Origin of the sequence: Burkholderia sp. Bp8992 (genome assembly GCF_003853705.1) — a bacterium.
Lineage (GTDB): Bacteria > Pseudomonadota > Gammaproteobacteria > Burkholderiales > Burkholderiaceae > Burkholderia.
Genome location: NZ_QTQI01000033.1, coordinates 24,718 through 39,924 on the forward strand (window position 1 = coordinate 24,718; position 15,207 = coordinate 39,924).

The 15,207-nt window shown below is 69.1% G+C and carries 15 protein-coding genes; 8 read left to right on the forward strand and 7 right to left on the reverse strand.

All coding sequences use genetic code 11. The annotated features are described in order from the left end of the window. Nucleotides 1-36: 36 nt before the first annotated feature. Nucleotides 37-528: a Cys-tRNA(Pro) deacylase gene (ybaK, locus tag DIE03_RS33190; RefSeq protein WP_124456378.1), complete on the reverse strand. Its 492-nt coding sequence runs from the start codon at nt 526-528 to the stop codon at nt 37-39. Between the two features lie 263 nt (nt 529-791). Here ybaK and DIE03_RS33195 point away from each other — a divergent pair, with 263 nt between their 5' ends. Further along, nucleotides 792-2,354 carry a class I adenylate-forming enzyme family protein gene (locus tag DIE03_RS33195; protein WP_124456379.1) on the forward strand — a complete coding sequence of 521 codons (1,563 nt, stop codon included), beginning with the start codon at nt 792-794 and terminating at the stop codon, nt 2,352-2,354. 73 nt (nt 2,355-2,427) lie between these two features. On the opposite strand, the gene xerD is transcribed toward DIE03_RS33195, so the two are convergent. The 3 genes from xerD to queG all read right to left on the reverse strand — a co-directional run bounded on the left by xerD (nt 2,428) and on the right by queG (nt 5,132). Beyond that, nucleotides 2,428-3,378, reverse strand: a complete 951-nt coding sequence (gene xerD, locus DIE03_RS33200) for a site-specific tyrosine recombinase XerD (RefSeq protein WP_124456380.1) — start codon at nt 3,376-3,378, stop codon at nt 2,428-2,430. Next, entirely contained in the window at nt 3,378-3,845 is a 468-nt protein-coding gene (locus DIE03_RS33205; RefSeq protein WP_124456381.1) for a methylated-DNA--[protein]-cysteine S-methyltransferase, read from the reverse strand. Before DIE03_RS33205 ends, xerD begins: the two co-directional genes overlap by 1 nt. Before the next feature lie 63 nt (nt 3,846-3,908). Then, the gene (gene queG / locus DIE03_RS33210; protein ID WP_124456382.1) at nt 3,909-5,132 is read right to left on the reverse strand and encodes a tRNA epoxyqueuosine(34) reductase QueG; all 1,224 of its coding nucleotides are present in this window, start codon (nt 5,130-5,132) and stop codon (nt 3,909-3,911) included. 17 nt (nt 5,133-5,149) lie between these two features. Here queG and tsaE point away from each other — a divergent pair, with 17 nt between their 5' ends. Continuing rightward, nucleotides 5,150-5,704 (forward strand): tRNA (adenosine(37)-N6)-threonylcarbamoyltransferase complex ATPase subunit type 1 TsaE, encoded by a 555-nt coding sequence (gene tsaE, locus DIE03_RS33215; RefSeq protein WP_124456383.1) that lies wholly within the window; start codon nt 5,150-5,152, stop codon nt 5,702-5,704. Next, on the forward strand, nt 5,686-7,212 hold the full coding sequence (locus DIE03_RS33220) for an N-acetylmuramoyl-L-alanine amidase (RefSeq protein ID WP_124456384.1): 1,527 nt from the start codon (nt 5,686-5,688) through the stop codon (nt 7,210-7,212). The genes tsaE and DIE03_RS33220 overlap by 19 nt, the downstream gene beginning before the upstream one ends. A 45-nt stretch (nt 7,213-7,257) precedes the next feature. Here the strand turns inward: DIE03_RS33220 and DIE03_RS33225 are convergent, their stop codons facing one another. Beyond that, entirely contained in the window at nt 7,258-8,136 is an 879-nt protein-coding gene (locus DIE03_RS33225; RefSeq protein ID WP_185658275.1) for an EamA family transporter, read from the reverse strand. Between the two features lie 152 nt (nt 8,137-8,288). Here DIE03_RS33225 and DIE03_RS33230 point away from each other — a divergent pair, with 152 nt between their 5' ends. Together DIE03_RS33230 and trxA are read left to right on the forward strand one after the other, a co-directional pair. Continuing rightward, nucleotides 8,289-9,170 (forward strand): pirin family protein, encoded by an 882-nt coding sequence (locus DIE03_RS33230; protein ID WP_124456386.1) that lies wholly within the window; start codon nt 8,289-8,291, stop codon nt 9,168-9,170. A gap of 52 nt (nt 9,171-9,222) precedes the next feature. Further along, nucleotides 9,223-10,071 (forward strand): thioredoxin, encoded by an 849-nt coding sequence (trxA, locus tag DIE03_RS33235; protein WP_124456387.1) that lies wholly within the window; start codon nt 9,223-9,225, stop codon nt 10,069-10,071. Between the two features lie 97 nt (nt 10,072-10,168). On the opposite strand, the gene DIE03_RS33240 is transcribed toward trxA, so the two are convergent. Continuing rightward, nucleotides 10,169-11,026 (reverse strand): ThiF family adenylyltransferase, encoded by an 858-nt coding sequence (locus DIE03_RS33240; protein WP_124456388.1) that lies wholly within the window; start codon nt 11,024-11,026, stop codon nt 10,169-10,171. Nucleotides 11,027-11,154: 128 nt separating this feature from the next. Between DIE03_RS33240 and pdxH the strand changes: the two genes are divergently transcribed. The 3 genes from pdxH (at nt 11,155) to DIE03_RS33255 (ending at nt 14,457) form a co-directional block, all read left to right on the forward strand. Next, the gene (gene pdxH, locus DIE03_RS33245) at nt 11,155-11,799 is read left to right on the forward strand and encodes a pyridoxamine 5'-phosphate oxidase (protein ID WP_124456389.1); all 645 of its coding nucleotides are present in this window, start codon (nt 11,155-11,157) and stop codon (nt 11,797-11,799) included. A 121-nt stretch (nt 11,800-11,920) separates the two neighbouring features. Beyond that, a complete protein-coding gene (locus DIE03_RS33250; RefSeq protein ID WP_124456390.1) occupies nt 11,921-13,141 on the forward strand; it encodes a cyclopropane-fatty-acyl-phospholipid synthase family protein in 1,221 nt (406 codons plus the stop codon). Between the two features lie 23 nt (nt 13,142-13,164). Beyond that, entirely contained in the window at nt 13,165-14,457 is a 1,293-nt protein-coding gene (locus DIE03_RS33255) for a DUF72 domain-containing protein (protein WP_124456391.1), read from the forward strand. A gap of 64 nt (nt 14,458-14,521) precedes the next feature. On the opposite strand, the gene msrA is transcribed toward DIE03_RS33255, so the two are convergent. After that, nucleotides 14,522-15,082 carry a peptide-methionine (S)-S-oxide reductase MsrA gene (gene msrA / locus DIE03_RS33260; RefSeq protein WP_124456392.1) on the reverse strand — a complete coding sequence of 187 codons (561 nt, stop codon included), beginning with the start codon at nt 15,080-15,082 and terminating at the stop codon, nt 14,522-14,524. Nucleotides 15,083-15,207: the final 125 nt, after the last annotated feature.

The following is a 15,207-nucleotide window of genomic DNA, read 5'->3' on the forward strand; positions in this document are numbered from 1 at the left end:
ACCGAACGGGCGCGGGGTGCCACGAAGGTGAAACCCTCAGTCGACGCTCGCGCACTGCACGGGCTGCGCGCCGAGCAGCGACACGAGCACCGCCGGCGCGAGGCTGACGAGGTAGCCGCGGCGGCCGCCGTTCAGGTAGATCGTCGGCAATTCGAGGATCGTCGCCTCGACGTAGACGGGCATCGTCTTGCGCGTGCCGAACGGCGACGTGCCGCCGACGAGATAGCCCGAATGGCGGTTCGCGACCTCGGGCTTGCACGGCTCGACGCGCTTCGCGCCGATCTGCCGCGCGAGGTTCTTCGTCGATACGGTGCGATCGCCGTGCATCAGCACGATCAGCGGCTTCGCGTGCTCGTCTTCCATCACGAGCGTCTTCACGACGCAGTGCTCGTCCGCGCCGAGCTGGCGCGCCGATTCGCCGGTGCCGCCGTGCTCGACGTAGTCGTACGGGTGCTCGCCGAACGTCACGCCATGGCGGCGCAACAGCTGGGTCGCGGGGGTTTCGGACACGTGTCTGGATTTGCTCATGGCGGCATTTTAATGGCGAACGACCGGCAGGCGGGCGGCCACGTGCGCGGGCCGGCGGGTGGGTCGGCGGTATACTCGCGGCCCGTTTTCCGCCGGATGGCCGCCCGGGTCGCCGCCACCACCGCCACGATTCCGCCCGTCATCATTGCGGACATCGCGAAGTGCTATTGCCCGATTGGCCGATTGTGGCGTGTGCGCCGTCATGGCACGATCGTTCGCAAACATCGTGAAGCCGCCGCCCGGCCCCCTTTTCTGGAGACGCCATGCCCTCGCCCATCCATTCTTCCGAGTCGCTCGACGTCGACGCCCTGCTCGCCGCGCTGCCGCGCCGCATCGCCGACGTGCCCGCGCGCTGGGCCGCGCAGGCGCCCGCGCATCCGGCGCTGATCGAAGATGCGCGCCGCCTGTCGTACGGCGAGCTGGCGCAGGCCGTCGATGCGGCGGCCGCGCGGCTCGCGAGCCTCGGCGTGCAGGGCGGCGACCGCGTGATGATCGTCGCCGAAAACTGTGTCGCGCAGGTCGTGCTGCTGTTCGCGGTCGCCCGCGTCGACGCGTGGGCGCTCGTGTCGAACGCGCGGCTGTCGGCCGGCGAACTCGATGCGATCGCCGCGCACGCGCGCCCGAAGCTGGTCGTGTTCACGATCGACGCATCGCCCGACGCGCGCGCGCATGCCGCGCGGCTCGGCGCGACGCCCGCCGGCGCGCTGCCGGTCGACATCGGCGCGTGGTCGTATCGCGTCGACGCGAACGCGCCCACCGAACCGGTCGCCGCCGACGGCGCTGCGCAATGTGCGGCGCTGATCTACACGACCGGCACGACGGGTGCGCCGAAAGGCGTGATGCTGTCGCACCGCAACCTGCTGTTCATCGCGGCCACGTCGAGCACGCTGCGCCGCGTGTCGCCCGACGACGTCGTCTACACGGTGCTGCCCGTGTCGCACGTGTACGGGCTCGCGTCGGTCTGCCTCGGCAGCCTGTACGCGGGCGCGACGCTGCGGCTTGCGCCGCGCTTCTCGCCGGAAGCCGTGCGCATCGCGCTCGCCGAAGAAGGCGTGACGATCTTCCAGGGCGTGCCCGCGATGCACGCGAAACTGCTCGAGCACCTGCACACGCACGGCCACGCGTGGCACGCGCCGCGCCTGCGCTTCGCGTATTCGGGCGGCTCGCCGCTCGACGCGAACCTGAAGGCACGCGTCGAGCGCCAGTACGGCGTGCCGCTGCACAACGGCTACGGGATGACCGAAAGCAGCCCGACGATCACGCAGACGCCGCTCGACGCGCCGCGCGCCGACAGCTCGGTCGGCGTGCCGATTCCGGGTGTCGAGATGCGGATCGTCGCGCCGGACGGCACCGACGTGCCGCCGGGTGAAGTCGGCGAGATCCGCGTGCGCGGGCCGAACGTGATGCTCGGCTATTACCGCAACGCCGACGCGACGCGTGCGGCCGTGTCGCCGGACGGCTGGCTGAGTACCGGCGATCTCGCGCGGCAGGAAGCCGACGGCGCGGTGACGATCGCGGGTCGCAGCAAGGAGCTGATCATCCGCTCGGGCTTCAACGTGTACCCGGTGGAAGTCGAGCAGGTGCTGAACGCGCATCCGGACGTCGTGCAGGCGGCCGTGATCGGCCGCTCGGTCGACGGCAACGAGGAAGTGCTCGCGTTCGTCGAGCTGGTGCCGGGCGCGACCGCGGACGAAGCCGCGCTGCACGCGTGGTGCGCGGAGCGGCTCACGCCTTACAAGCGCCCGGCGCACATCCGCGTGCTCGACGCGCTGCCGGCCGCCTCCACCGGCAAGGTGCTGAAGCACAAGCTGCGCGAGCTGGTCTGACGCCGGCGGCGGCTGCGCGCACATCGAGCGCACACCGGCGCCCGCGCGGTGCCGGATACGCGCGCCCCGCGCACTAACCGCGCGGGTGGTGCTGCGCGTGCAGCGTCTTCAGCCGCTCGCGCGCGACGTGCGTGTAGATCTGGGTGGTCGAGATGTCGCTGTGGCCGAGCAGCATCTGCACGACGCGCAGGTCGGCGCCGTGGTTCAGCAGGTGTGTCGCGAACGCATGCCGCAGCGTGTGCGGCGACAGGTGCGCACGCACGTCGGCCTGCTGCGCGTGGCGCTTGATGATGTTCCAGAACTGCTGGCGCGTCATCCCGTCGCCGCGCGCGGTCACGAACAGCGCGTCGGCCGCGCGCGCGCCGAGCAGTGCGGGCCGCGCCTCGCGCAGGTAGCGCTCGATCCAGCCGTGCGCGACTTCGCCGAACGGCACGAGCCGCTCCTTCGAACCCTTGCCCATCACGCGCACGACGCCTTCGTTCAGGCCGACCTCGACCGTCTTCAGCGTCACGAGCTCGCTCACGCGCAGCCCGCTCGCGTACATCAGCTCGAGCATCGTGCGATCGCGCAGGCCGAGCGGCGTGCCGACGTCGGGTGCGCCGAGCAGCGCCTCGACCTGCGCCTCCGACAGCGTCGACGGAAACCGCGCCGCCTGTTTCGCGGACGTGATCCGCAGCGTCGGGTCGGCGCTCGCGCGATGCTCGCGCACGGCCCAGCCGTAATAGCGACGGAACACCGACAGCCGCCGGTTCGACGACGTAGCCTTGCCGTCGCTGCGTGCGGCGATGTAGCCCGTCACCATCGCCTCGTCGGCCAGATCGAGCTGCGTATCGTGCGTCTCGGCCAGCCACTGGCAAAACAGCACCAGATCGCGCCGATAGGCATCGAGCGTGTTGCGCGCGAGCCCGTGCTCGAGCCACAGCGCATCGCAGAAGACGTCGATCGACGCGCGGCTCGCGAGCAGCGCGGGCGAGGCCGCGGCAGCATCGCCGTCGGCTTCGGGAGTCGTCAGTGGTTCACTCATCAGTACGGCACGCCTTCGTGCGCCAGCAGCCAGCGCTTCACTTTCTGGTAATAGCCGTTGTCGTCGTGGTTCGCGAAGCCGCCGAGGCCGCCCGCCGCGACGACGCGATGGCACGGAATCACGAGCGGGAAATAGTTCGCGCCGCACGCCTGGCCAACCGCGCGCGGTGCGCTGCCGATCCGCTTCGCGACCTGCCCGTAGGTCAGCACCGTGCCGGGCGGGATATCGCTGATCACGTCCCACACGCGGTGCTGGAATGCACTGCCGACTTCGGCGAGCGGCAGGTCGAAGCGCGCGGACGCACGCCCGAAATAACGTTCGATCTGCTGGACCGCGCGCTTCGCGAGCGGCGAATCCGGATCGACCGACTTCACCGATTCGGGCAGATAGACGATCTCGCGCACCACCGCGGCGTCCGTGCGGATGCCGACCTTGCCGAACGGCGCGTCGATCACTGCGTTGAACATTGCCTTCTCCTGACCGATGAATGCGCGCCCCGTGCCGCGCGCCGACGACACTTTACGCCGCCTTCACGCGGCACGCAGCGCCCATTCGACATGCTCGCGCACGACCGGCGACGGATCGTCGGCCCGCGCACGCAACGCGGCGACGATCGCGTCGCGCGCCGGCGGCGTGAGCCGGTCCGCGTCCGCGCGCAGCGCGTTGCCGAGCCCGACCGCGAGATTGCGCAACCAGCTTTCATAACCGATGCGCCGGATCGCGCTGCCCTGCATCCGCGTGTCGAATGTCTCCGCGTCCCACGCGAACAGCTCGACGAGCGTCGCGCGGTCGAGGCCGTGCCGCACGTCGAAATCGGCGACGGGCGCGGCCTGCGCGAACTTGTTCCACGGGCACACGAGCTGGCAGTCGTCGCAGCCGTACACGCGATTGCCGATCATCGGCCGCAGCGCTTCGGGGATGCTGCCTTTCAGCTCGATCGTCAGGTACGAGATGCAGCGGCGCGCGTCGACGCGGTACGGCTCGACGATCGCACCGGTCGGACACGCATCGATGCAGCGCGTGCAGCTGCCGCAGTGCGCACCCGGCGTCTCGGGCGCGGCATCCGGCGACGTGTGCGCGTCGGTCGGCAGCGGCAGGTCGACGTAGATCTCGCCGAGGAAGAACAGCGAGCCGGCGTCACGCTGCAGCAGCAGCGTGTGCTTGCCGCGCCAGCCGACGCCGGCCTTCTGCGCGAGCTCGACCTCGAGCACGGGCGCCGAATCGGTGAACACGCGGTAGCCGAATGCGCCGATCTCATGCTCGATGCGCTCCGCGAGCGTCTGCAGCCGGTTGCGCAGCACCTTGTGATAATCGCGACCGCGCGCATAGATCGACACGACGGCGGCCTGAGGATCGTCGAGCCGCGCGCGTTCACGGGCACGCCAGTCGTGCGGCACGAGCGCGCCGGGCTCGCCGCCCGCGAGCGTTTCTGCCGGCAAATAGGCGAGCCGCACGGAAACCACGCGTCGCGTACCGGCCACAAGTTCGGCCGGGCGCGCGCGTTTCATCCCATGTTTCGCCATATAATCCATTTCGCCGTGGTATCCGGCTTCCAGCCAGGCGGCGAGGCCTGCTTCGGCATCCGAGAGATCGGTATCGCTGATGCCGATCGCCCCGAAACCCAATTCGCGCCCCCACGCCCTGATGCGAGCGGCGAGCGCAGTCAACGCCGCATCATCGAGCGCGCACGGCGCCGCGCCTTCGGCATGAGTCGAAGGCCTGTCGGATGCGGCGAGTTCCGGTAATCGGTTCATCGCACTATTTTACGAGAATGCCAGCCACGTCCAGCCAATCGCCTCACGACGCCATGCTGCCCGCCCCGCTCGCGGAGCGCGTGATCGCGCTCGCCGACGAAGCGGCGACCGACGCATTCGGCACGCGCTTCGCGCACGCGCTCGACGCGGCACGCCTCGAACTCGACCGCGCCCATGCGTTCGACGGGCTGCAGATCCAGCTGGTGGGCGATCTCGGCGCGGGCAAGACGACCCTCGTGCGCGCGATCCTGCGCGGCCTCGGCCACCAGGGCCGCGTGCGCAGCCCGACCTACACGCTCGTCGAGCCTTACGCGCTCGAACGCAGCGATGGGGAACTCGAGGTCTATCACTTCGATCTGTATCGATTCAACGATCCGGCCGAATGGTCCGATGCAGGCTTTCGCGAATATTTCAATTCCAGCGCGATCTGCCTCGTCGAATGGCCGCAACAGGCGGGCGCCCTGCTCGGCGTGCCCGATCTGGTTTTCTCGCTCGACGTGGATGGCGACGGCCGCGCCCTCACCGTCCGGGCGTACAGCGCTTCAGGAAAGGCATGTCTCGAAAGATGTTGATCAAACCGTTCCGCTCGATCGAATCGGCGGCCACCGCGACGCACAACTGGCGGCGCCGCCAGATCCTGCGCGCGGGGGCGTCCACGCTGGTGCTCGGCCTCGTCGCGCCGCGGCTCGCGCACGCGTCGTCGGTGCTCGGCGTGCGCGTGTGGCCCGCGCGCGATTACACGCGCGTCACGATCGAATCCGACCAGCCGCTGCAGAATAGCCAACAGCTGCTGCAGGGTCCCGACCGTCTCGTCGTCGACCTGACCGGCCTCGATCTCGACCAGGCGCTGCGCGACCTCGTGTCGAAGATCGCGCCGAACGATCCGCAGATCCAGTCGGTGCGCGTCGGCCAGTACCAGCCGCACGTGGTGCGGATGGTGTTCGACCTGAAAGGCTCGGTGAAGCCGCAGGTATTCACGCTGCCGCCCGTCGGCACCTACAAGTACCGGCTCGTGTTCGACCTGTATCCGGCCGTCGCGCCCGATCCGCTGTCCGACCTGATCGCGCAGACGGAACGCAAGGAACAGGCGCTCAACGACAACGCGCGCGCGCAGCAGATGCAGCCGCCGTCCACGCTGGCCGGCCCCGGTACGCCGCCGCCCGGCGCGGGCGACAACAGCGACGCGTTCTTCCAGCGCTTCGCGCAGAACACGCCGGCCACGCCGCGCACGCCGCCGGCGGCCGGCACGCCTTCGACGCCGCCGAAGCCGGCCGTCAAGCCGCCGCCCGTCATCGCGCGCCGCGACGACAGCGACGACGACGGCGACACCTACAAGTTCACCGCGCCGAAATCCGGCAAGGGCGGCACCGTGCGCCTGCTGACGGTCGCGATCGATCCGGGCCACGGCGGCGAGGATCCGGGCGCGATCGGCGGCGGCGGCACGTACGAGAAGCACATCGCGCTCGACATCGCGAAGAAGCTGCGCGCGAAGATCGACGGCGCACCGAACATGCGCGCGATGATGACGCGCGACGCCGACTTCTTCGTGCCGCTGAACGTGCGCGTGCAGAAAGCGCGCCGCGTCGGCGCCGACCTGTTCGTGTCGATCCACGCGGATGCATTCACGACGCCGTCCGCGCGCGGCTCGTCGGTGTTCGCGCTGTCCGATCACGGCGCGACGAGCGCCGCGGCGCGCTGGATGGCGAACAAGGAGAATTCGTCCGACCTGATCGGCGGGATCAACATCAAGACGGCGGACGCGGCCGTGAACCGCGCGCTGTTCGACATGTCGACAACGGCCCAGATCCGCGACTCGCTGCGCTACGGCAACTACGTGCTGAAGGAAGTCGGCGGCATCAACAAGCTGCACAAGGGGTCGGTCGAGCAGGCCGGGTTCGCGGTGCTGAAGGCGCCCGACATTCCGTCGATCCTCGTCGAGACCGCGTTCATCAGCAACCCGGAAGAGGAAAGCCGGCTGAACGACGACAGCTATCGCGACCAGATGGCCGACGCGATCTTCCGCGGCATCAAGCGCTATTTCGCCGCGAATCCGCCGCTCGCGAAGAACCGGATGGCCTGACGGCCGTCCGTCCCCTGCCGCCGGCACGCATCGCGTGCCGGCGCGTCACGACGCCGAGAAGCGGCGCATCAGTTTCCCGCCGAACACGTTCACCGCGAGCCCGCCCATCACGAGCGCCGCGCCGATCAGCTGCGCTTGCGTCAGGTGCTCGTCGAGCAGCAGCGCCGACGACGCGAGCCCGACGACCGGCACCAGCAGCGAGAACTGCGCGACCTGCGCGGCCGGGTAGCGCGACAGCAGGCGGCTCCACAGCCCGTAGCCGAGCAGCGTCGCGACGAACGCGAGATAGACGACCGCGAAGATCGACGCGCCGTCGAGCCCCGCGAGCGCGGTCGCGATGCGCTGCGGCCCTTCGAACCACAGCGACAGCAGGAAGAACGGCACGGGCGGCACGAGGCTCGCCCACACGACGAGCGACACGAGGTTCGCCTTCCCGACCTTCTTCGTGACGATATTGCCGAACGCCCACATCGCGGCCGAGCCGATCGTCAGCAGGAAGCCCGCGAGCGTCATCGCGCGGCCGCCCTGCGCGGCGATCACGACGAGCCCGCCCGCGGCGATCGCGAGCCCGACCAGGTTCTGCACGCGCAGCCGTTCGCCGAGGAACAGCATCGCGAACACGAGCGTGAAGAACGCCTGCGACTGCAGCACGAGCGACGCAAGGCCGGCCGGCATGCCGACGTACATGCCGGTGAACAGGAACACGAACTGGCCGAGCTGGATCGTCGCGCCGTACAGCACCAGCAGGCGCCACGGAATCTGCGGCCGGCGCACGAAGAACACCGCGGGTACGGCCGCGAGCGTGAAGCGCAGCGCGCCGAGCAGCATCGGCGGCATGCCGTGCAGGCCGACCTTGATCACGACGAAGTTCACGCCCCACGCCAGAATCACGACCAGCGCGAGCAGCAAGTCCTTCGGGGCCATCATCGGTGTCTCCTCGATTCGAATCGTTGTTCCGAAGCGCGTCAGTCTAGCGGGTTTCGCCGGGCGGGCCGATACCCGCGCGGCGCGCATGGAATCGGCGGCGGGCGGCCAGTACAATGACCGGCATCCCCCGCCGCCTCACTGGAGCCGCCATGACCGACTCGATCAAAGCCCTGCTGAAGCCGCACGTGCGCGACATCGGCAACCTGCAGGTTCGCCGCACGCTGCCGGCGCTCGCCGCGCGCCTCGTCGGCCCGTTCATCTTCTTCGATCACATGGGCCCCGCCACGCTGCCGGCCGGCACGGGGCTCGACGTGCGCCCGCATCCGCACATCGGGCTCGCGACCGTCACCTACCTGTTCGACGGCGCGATCCTGCACCGCGACAGCCTCGGCTCGCTGCAGGCCATCGTGCCGGGCGACGTGAACTGGATGACGGCCGGCCGCGGGATCGTCCACTCCGAGCGCACGCCCGACGCGCAGCGCGCCAGCGGTCACACCGTGCACGGGATCCAGACCTGGGTCGCGCTGCCGCAGGCGCACGAGACGACCGAGCCGTCGTTCGAGCACCATCCGGCCGACACGCTGCCGAAGCGCGACGAAGACGGCGTCGCGCTGACGGTGATCGCAGGCGACGCGTTCGGGCTGCGCTCACCCGTCACGACGTTCTCGCGCACGCTGTACGTCGCGGCCGAATTCGCGGCCGGCGGCCGGCTCGAACTCGACGCGTCGCACGAGGAGCGCGCGGTCTACGTGGTCGACGGCACGCTCGCGATCGACGGCACGCCGGTGCCGGCCGAACAGATGGCCGTGCTCGCGCCGGGGGCGGCGGTCACGCTGACGAGCGACAGCGGCGCGCGCGCGATGCTGCTCGGCGGCGACAGGATCGACGGCGAACGCTTCATCGAATGGAATTTCGTCGCCAGCAGCCGCGACGCGATCGAGCGCGCGAAAGCGGCCTGGACGCGCCAGGAAATGGGCAAGGTGCCGGGCGAGACCGAGTGGATTCCGCTGCCCGAGTCGAAGCCGCGTTGAAAAAGAGGCGCACCGCCCTCATCCTGACGATATTCGAACCGAAGAGAACGACATGGACACCACGCTTGCCACTTTCGAGAAAGACGTCATCGAGGCGTCGCTGGACACGCCCGTGCTGGTCGACTTCTGGGCGCCGTGGTGCGGCCCCTGCAAGACGCTCGGCCCGCTGCTGGAAAAACTCGAGGCCGACTACGAAGGCCGCTGGAAGCTCGTAAAGGTCAACGTCGACGAGAATCAGGAACTCGCCGCGCACTTCCAGACGCGCAGCATCCCGCACGTGATCGCCTTCGCCGACGGCCGCCCGGTCGACCAGTTCGTCGGCGTGCTGCCCGAAGGCCAGTTGCGTGCATTCCTCGACCGGCTGCTGCCCGCCCCCGAGGAAGCCGAGCGCCGCGCCGCGCAATACGCGATGGCCGAACAGCGCTACGACGACGCGCTCACGCACCTCGAAGCGGCGCTCGCGCTGAACCCCGGCTTCGACGACGCGCGCCTCGACCTGATCGAGCTGCTGCTCGCGAGCAACGAGGTCGACGCCGCGCGCGCCGAGACCGAGCGCCTGTCGCCGCAGACCGTCCAGAACGGCGATCCGCGCTACCAGGCGATCAAGACGCGATTCGACGCGCTCGACGCCACGGCCGACCTGCCGCCGACCGACGCGCTCGAAGCACGCATCGCGGCGAACCCGGCCGATCTCGACGCGCGCTTCGACCTCGCGCAGAGCCTGATCGCGCGGCGCGCATACGAAGGTGCAGTGGAGCAGTTGCTGGAAATCGTCCAGCGCGACCGCGCGTACGGCGACGATCTCGGCCGCCGCACGTTGATCTCGGTGTTCGAGCTGGCCGGCGATCGCCCGGACCTCGTCGCCGGATGGCGACGCAAGCTGAGCATGGCGCTCAACTGACACGCGACGCAACGCAACGCGCCGGGCCGCAACGGCCCGGCCGGATCGCCGTCTTGCTTGCGGCGCACGACCCGCGCCGCAGCCTCCTCTCCCTCGCTCAGCCGGCAGCCTGCGCCGCGATCGCGCGCAGCGCATGCGCGGCGGCCGCGAACCCGAAGCTCGCGGTCACGCACACGCTCGAACCGAATCCCGCACAGTTGAGCCCCGCGACATGCGCGGCCGCGGACGGCTCGGCACCGTCCTCGATATCGCACGCGGCCGCTTCCGGATAGATCAGCGGCTCGTCCGAATACACGGCGCTGACCTTGAAACGCGCCTTCGGCCCGCGCGGAAAGCCGTGCTGCTTGCGCAACTGCGCGCGCACCTTCGACAGCAGCGGATCCTGGATCGTCAGCGCAAGATCGTCGATACGGATTCGTGTGGGGTCGAGCTGACCGCCCGCGCCGCCGACGACGACGAGCGGCTGCCGCTTCGCGACGCACCACGCGATCAGCGCGACCTTCGTGCGTACGCTGTCGATCGCGTCGATCACGTAGTCGAAACCGCCGCCGAGCAGCGCGTCGAAGTTGTCGGGCTCGACGAAATCCTCGATCCGGTTCACCCGGCACGCGGGATCGATCAGCGCGATCCGCTCGGCCATCGCGTCGACCTTCGGCTTGCCGTAATTGCCGTCGAGTGCGTGGACCTGCCGGTTCGTATTGCTTTCCGCGACGTTGTCGAGATCGATCAGCGTCAGCGTGCCGATCGCATTGCGCGCGAGCGCCTCGGCCACCCACGACCCGACGCCGCCGATCCCGATCACCGCGACGTGCGCCCGCTCGAACGCGGCGGCGGCCGGCGCGCCGTACAGGCGCGCGACGCCGCCGAAGCGCCGGGCGCGATCCACGTCAAGCTGGATTTCCGGGGTCGGGGTAAGATCAGAAGAACTGGGCGGGGCAGCGTCGGCAACGGACATGGCAGCAAGGAAAACGTAAGTCGTGCAGCCCTCTATTTTGCCTGAACTCCCCGCTCGCACGCGCCACTCTGCACGCACGATTCTTGCGCGTTCGCTATACTGGCCCCAGATTGAAGCGTTTGCATAACATGACGACTCTCGCCGATCTCCGCATCAACTATTCACGTGCTTCGCTCGACGAAGCCGATGCCGCCCCCGACCCCCTCGCCCAGTTCGATCGCTGGTTCAAGGAGGCGCTCGCCGCCAAGCTGCCCGAGCCGAACACGATGACGCTCGCGACCGTCGGCGACGACGGCCGGCCGTCGGCCCGGATCGTGCTCATCAAGGGCGTCGACGAACGCGGGTTCGTCTTCTTCACCAATTACGAAAGCCGCAAGGGGCGCGATCTCGCCGCGCATCCGCAAGCCGCGCTGCTGTTCTACTGGATCGAGCTCGAGCGCCAAGTGCGCATCGAAGGCCGGATCGAGAAAACCAGCGCGGAAGAAAGCGACCGCTATTTCGCGTCGCGCCCACTCGGCTCGCGCATCGGTGCGTGGGCATCGGAGCAGAGCGCGGTGATCGACAGCCGCGCGACGCTCGAAGCGCGCGAAAAGGCCGTCAGCGAACGCTACGGCGACAACCCGCCGCGGCCGCCGCACTGGGGCGGCTACCGTCTCGTGCCCGACTCGATCGAGTTCTGGCAAGGCCGCCCGTCGCGGCTGCACGACCGCCTGCTCTACACGCGCGACGCCGCGGCGGCGTCGGGCTGGACGATCTCGCGCCTGTCGCCGTAAGCGCGGCACCGGCGCGCGCCGGTCGTGTCTCGTGTTGCATCCGGGCGCCCGCTTCGCAAGCGGCGGGCGCCGGTCAAGATACTTGGCTGTATTCGATTCAACGAACAAACGGAGAATCCAAATGTTCTGGGAAAAGAAGCTGGCACAGTGGGCGGACGAGGTACGGGCGAAAGCGGACATACCGGCGCGCCTCGTGCTTTGGAACGGCGATCAACTCGATTTCGGCACCTTCAGCGCACCGCAGGTCACGCTGAAGGTCAACAGCGCGTCGGCGTTGCCGCTGCTGCTCGATCCGAGCCTCGACAATCTCGGCGAGGCGTACGTGAAGGGCAAGATCGACATCGAAGGCCGGCTGTCGGACATCATCAACGTCAGCTACTCGCTCGCGCGCAGCACGGTGACGAACGCGAGCAAGCTCGCACGCGTGAAGCGCTACTTCAATCACTCGAAGAGCACCGACAAGAAGGCGATCCAGTATCACTACGACGTCTCGAACGCGTTCTACCAGCTGTGGCTCGACGAGAACATGGTGTACTCGTGCGCGTACTTCGAGAACGGCGACGAGGATCTCGCCACCGCGCAGATCAAGAAGATCGATCACATCCTGACGAAGATCCAGCTCCAGCCCGGCCAGCGCCTGCTCGACATCGGCTGCGGCTGGGGCGCGCTCGTGCTGCGCGCCGCGCAGAAGTTCGGCGCGACGTGTCTCGGCGTGACGCTGTCGCAGAACCAGTTCGACCTCGCGACCGCGCGCGTGAAGGCCGCGGGGCTCGAGGACAAGATCGAGATCCGCCTGCAGGATTACCGCGAGATCGACGGCCAGTTCGACCGCATCACGAGCGTCGGGATGTTCGAGCACGTCGGCCGCAAGAACCTGCCGCTCTATTTCTCGCGCATCCGCGAGCTGCTGACCGACGACGGCATCGCGATGAACCACGGGATCACGTCGACCGACGCGGAAAGCGGCGAGACGGCGCTCGGCGGCGGCGAATTCATCGACCGTTACGTGTTCCCGGACGGCGAACTGCCGCACATCAGCCTCGCGCTCGAAGCGGCGCAGCGCGGCGGACTCGAGGCGGTTGACGTCGAAAGCCTGCGGCGGCACTATGCGCGCACGCTCGAGATCTGGACGGAGAACTTCGAGGCGAAGGCCGACCAGGCGAAAGCGCTCGTCGACGACGAAAAATTCCGCATCTGGCGCGTGTATCTTGCCGGCTGCGCGTATGCATTCGAGCACGACGACGTGTCGATCTTCCAGATCGTGTGCCGCAAGGCCGGCCGCAGCGCGAAAACGCTGCCGTGGTCGCGGCGCTACATGTACGAACACGCGCTGCCGCGCTAGGCGGCGCCTCACGCTGGGCATGCATGGGTGACGGCAGGACGCGGCGCAAGGCGCCGCAGGAACGACAGCAGCGCGACAACCTGGACGCGCCGCACGCCGACGGCCAGTTCGACCTGTTCGGCGTGCCGGCGGACGCTGCACGCGTGTCGCCAGCGCCGGCGGACGACGGCCGCCCCGCCCGCCCCGATGAACGTGTGACGCCGCACGCGCAGGACGCAGCACCGCCCGCACCTGCACCTTCCCGCGCCGCCGACGACGAACCGGCACCTTCTTCGGGCCTGCTGTGGGACGAACCGTCGCCGCCCGCCACGCCGCCGAAGAAAGGCCGGCGCAAGCGCGGCGTGCTGCCTGCGCCGATTGCCGCTGACGTCGCCGACGCCGCGGCCGGCCTGCCGCCGAACGTCCGGCTCGGCACGTCGTCGTGGTATTTCCCCGGCTGGAACGGCATCGTCTACGACGGCGATTTCGCGCAGACGAAGCTGTCGCGCGAAGGGCTCGAAGCGTACGGCGCGCATCCGCTGCTGAAGAGCGTGAGCCTCGACCGGTCGTTCTACGGCCCGCTGTCGGTGGCCGACTACCTGCGCTATGCGCAGCAGGTGCCCGACGACTTCCGTTTCGTCGTGAAGGCGCCGGCATCGGTGACCGATGCGGTGATCCGCGGCCGCCGCGGCGAGCCGTCGGGGCCGAACCCGACCTTCCTCGACGCGCAGCTCGCGACCCGAGAATTCGTGCAGCCGTGCCTCGAAGGGCTCGGCCGCAAAGCAGGCGTGCTCGTGTTCCAGTTCTCGCCGCTGCCCGACCCGCTGCTTGCCGAGCCGGCCGCACTGATCGACCGGCTGACCGCGTTCTTCGCGGCGCTCCCGCCGCTGGCGCCGGAAGCCGACGGCACGCGCTACGCGATCGAGATCCGCGACGCGAGCCTGCTTACGCCGCGCTTCATCCGCGCGCTCGCGTCGCTCGGCGTGCGCTACTGCGTCGGCCTGCACGCGCGGATGCCCGACCCGCTGCGCCAGGCCGCCGCGCTCGCGCTGCTCGACGGCGACGCACCGGGCCCGCTGATCGTGCGCTGGAGCCTGCACGGCGGCTTCAAGTACGAACAGGCGAAAGCGAAATACGAGCCGTTCGACAAGCTCGTCGACGAGGATCCGGCCACGCGCTCGGCGCTCGCCGAACTGGCCGCGCGCTACGCGCTGGCCGGGCAGCCGGTGATCATCACGATCAACAACAAGGCGGAAGGCTCCGCGCCGCTGTCGTGCATCGCGCTCGCACGCGAAATCGCCGCCGCGTGCGCGCAGTGGCGCAACGAGGCGGCGTAACACCTGTTCTCGCCTGTTCTCGCCTGTTCTCGCGTGTCTTCGCCGGCTTCCGCCGGTTGCACGCCTACGCGCCGCGCAGCGACTTCAGCCGGTGCGAGAACTTCTGCCGGAATTTCGCGAGCTTCGGCCCGATCACGACCGAGCAGTAGCCCTGCCCGGGGTTCCGCGCGTAATAGTTCTGGTGATAGTCCTCGGCCGGCCAGTAGTTGCCGTCGAGCGGCACGACCTGCGTGACGATCGGCTGGCCGAACACCTGCTCGCGCTCCAGCCCGCGGATCACGTCGAGCGCCGTGTCGCGCTGCGCATCCGAATGCGTGAACACGACCGACCGGTACTGCGTGCCGACGTCGTTGCCCTGCCGGTTCAGCGTGGTCGGATCGTGCGTCGCGAAGAAGATCTCGAGGATCTCGCGATAGCCGATGCGCGCCGGATCGAACGTCACGTTGACGACTTCCGCGTGGCCGGTGTCGCCTTCGCAAATGTCGCGGTAGCCGGGATTGCGCGTATGGCCGCCCGCATAACCCGACTGGACGGCCGTCACGCCGTCGACATCGAGAAACACGGCCTCCGTGCACCAGAAACACCCGCCTCCCAAAGTCGCGGTTTCAAGCATCTCGTTCCCCATGAATTCAGACCCTCGTTGATGACGGCAGCGGCACGCCCGTGCCGGCCGCCGCCGTTCCATCCCGCCGCTGCGCGCCCGTGATACGGGACACCGCGGCACTCCGGCAAGTATCTCACTCGCGCGCG

Bases quoted from the DNA above. Each gene is read 5' to 3' on its own strand.
- DIE03_RS33240 (WP_124456388.1), bottom strand. From the start codon at position 11,026: ATGTCCGTTGCCGACGCTGCCCCGCCCAGTTCTTCTGATCTTACCCCG.
- DIE03_RS33230 (WP_124456386.1), top strand. From the start codon at position 8,289: ATGACCGACTCGATCAAAGCCCTGCTGAAGCCGCACGTGCGCGACATC.
- DIE03_RS33220 (WP_124456384.1), top strand. From the start codon at position 5,686: ATGTCTCGAAAGATGTTGATCAAACCGTTCCGCTCGATCGAATCGGCG.
- queG (WP_124456382.1), bottom strand. From the start codon at position 5,132: ATGAACCGATTACCGGAACTCGCCGCATCCGACAGGCCTTCGACTCAT.
- xerD (WP_124456380.1), bottom strand. From the start codon at position 3,378: ATGAGTGAACCACTGACGACTCCCGAAGCCGACGGCGATGCTGCCGCG.
- msrA (WP_124456392.1), bottom strand. From the start codon at position 15,082: ATGGGGAACGAGATGCTTGAAACCGCGACTTTGGGAGGCGGGTGTTTC.
- DIE03_RS33250 (WP_124456390.1), top strand. From the start codon at position 11,921: ATGTTCTGGGAAAAGAAGCTGGCACAGTGGGCGGACGAGGTACGGGCG.
- DIE03_RS33205 (WP_124456381.1), bottom strand. From the start codon at position 3,845: ATGTTCAACGCAGTGATCGACGCGCCGTTCGGCAAGGTCGGCATCCGC.
- DIE03_RS33225 (WP_185658275.1), bottom strand. From the start codon at position 8,136: ATGGCCCCGAAGGACTTGCTGCTCGCGCTGGTCGTGATTCTGGCGTGG.
- trxA (WP_124456387.1), top strand. From the start codon at position 9,223: ATGGACACCACGCTTGCCACTTTCGAGAAAGACGTCATCGAGGCGTCG.
- tsaE (WP_124456383.1), top strand. From the start codon at position 5,150: ATGCCAGCCACGTCCAGCCAATCGCCTCACGACGCCATGCTGCCCGCC.
- pdxH (WP_124456389.1), top strand. From the start codon at position 11,155: ATGACGACTCTCGCCGATCTCCGCATCAACTATTCACGTGCTTCGCTC.
- ybaK (WP_124456378.1), bottom strand. From the start codon at position 528: ATGAGCAAATCCAGACACGTGTCCGAAACCCCCGCGACCCAGCTGTTG.
- DIE03_RS33255 (WP_124456391.1), top strand. From the start codon at position 13,165: ATGGGTGACGGCAGGACGCGGCGCAAGGCGCCGCAGGAACGACAGCAG.
- DIE03_RS33195 (WP_124456379.1), top strand. From the start codon at position 792: ATGCCCTCGCCCATCCATTCTTCCGAGTCGCTCGACGTCGACGCCCTG.